Source organism: Microcystis sp. LEGE 08355 (assembly GCF_015207185.1).
GTDB classification, from domain to species: domain Bacteria; phylum Cyanobacteriota; class Cyanobacteriia; order Cyanobacteriales; family Microcystaceae; genus Microcystis; species Microcystis panniformis.
This window is the reverse complement of record NZ_JADEXI010000955.1, coordinates 1-1,038: the sequence shown is the minus strand read 5'-3', so window position 1 is coordinate 1,038 and position 1,038 is coordinate 1. Positions and strand designations below refer to the sequence as shown.

1 protein-coding gene is annotated in these 1,038 nt (G+C 42.2%); it reads right to left on the bottom strand.

The window, feature by feature from the left end:
* Positions 1–54: 54 nt before the first annotated feature.
* Positions 55–945 carry an indole-3-glycerol phosphate synthase TrpC gene (gene trpC, locus IQ242_RS25565; RefSeq protein WP_193961876.1) on the bottom strand — a complete coding sequence of 297 codons (891 nt, stop codon included), beginning with the start codon at positions 943–945 and terminating at the stop codon, positions 55–57.
* Positions 946–1,038 lie beyond the last annotated feature (93 nt).

Here is a 1,038-nt window from a genome sequence, read left to right as displayed (position 1 = left end):
CTTCATAATTCATAATCTATAATTCATAATTCCCACTTCCCCACTTCCTAACTCCTATTCCCGATTTTCAAAGAGTTTCTGGATACCTGCGGCAGGATCGGGCAGTTTTACCAAAGATTCGCCGATTAGAACTGCATTTGCTCCCGCTTGCTTCACTTTCGCCAGATCTGTTGCTGTGTGTAATCCCGATTCGCTGACGATCAGAATACCTTTTTCTCGCACCTTTTCACCCCTGGCTTCTAGTAATTGGCGAGTATTGTCTAAATCGACTGTAAATGTCTCTAAATTGCGGTTATTGATGCCGATTAGTTCGATTCCCTCAATGGCTAACACTCGATCGAATTCGGCCAGACTATGCACCTCTACCAAAGCTGTCATCCCTAAACCCTTGACAATTTTGACAAAATATGCTAGGTCTTGATCGCTTAAAATAGCGGCAATTAAAAGGACAGCATCGGCTCCTTTAGAGCGCGCGTAGTAGATTTGATAGGGATAAAGGATAAATTCTTTGCATAATAGGGGTAAAGATACCGCTTGCCGGACGAGGCTAAGATTTTCGTAACTACCTTGAAAAAACTTACTATCGGTTAAAACCGATAAACAAGTGGCTCCTCCCTGTTCATAGGTACGCGCGATCGCTACTGGATCAAAATCTTCGCGGATGACTCCTTTGCTAGGAGAAGCTTTTTTGACTTCGGCAATCAAAGCGGGTTGGGTTTTACCCTGTTTTAAGGCAGCTAAAAAGTCGCAAGGTGGATCAGTATTAGCTATTTTTTTGCGTAATTCCAATAAAGGCAACCTTTCACGCAATTTATCGACTTCTATCTCTTTATGCCAAACGATTTCTTCTAAAATATTTTGCGGTTGTGCCTCTGGCACTTTCACCACATAACTCAAACTCTCAACTTTAACGGCAGGATTGGGGTGTTTTCTTCGGATCTGCATTTTTTCACTGTCCAGAGTGTGAACAGTGATTAGTTTAACAGTGATTAGTTATCGAGAATTGAAATAGAGACGCAGTCAACCACGTCTCTACAG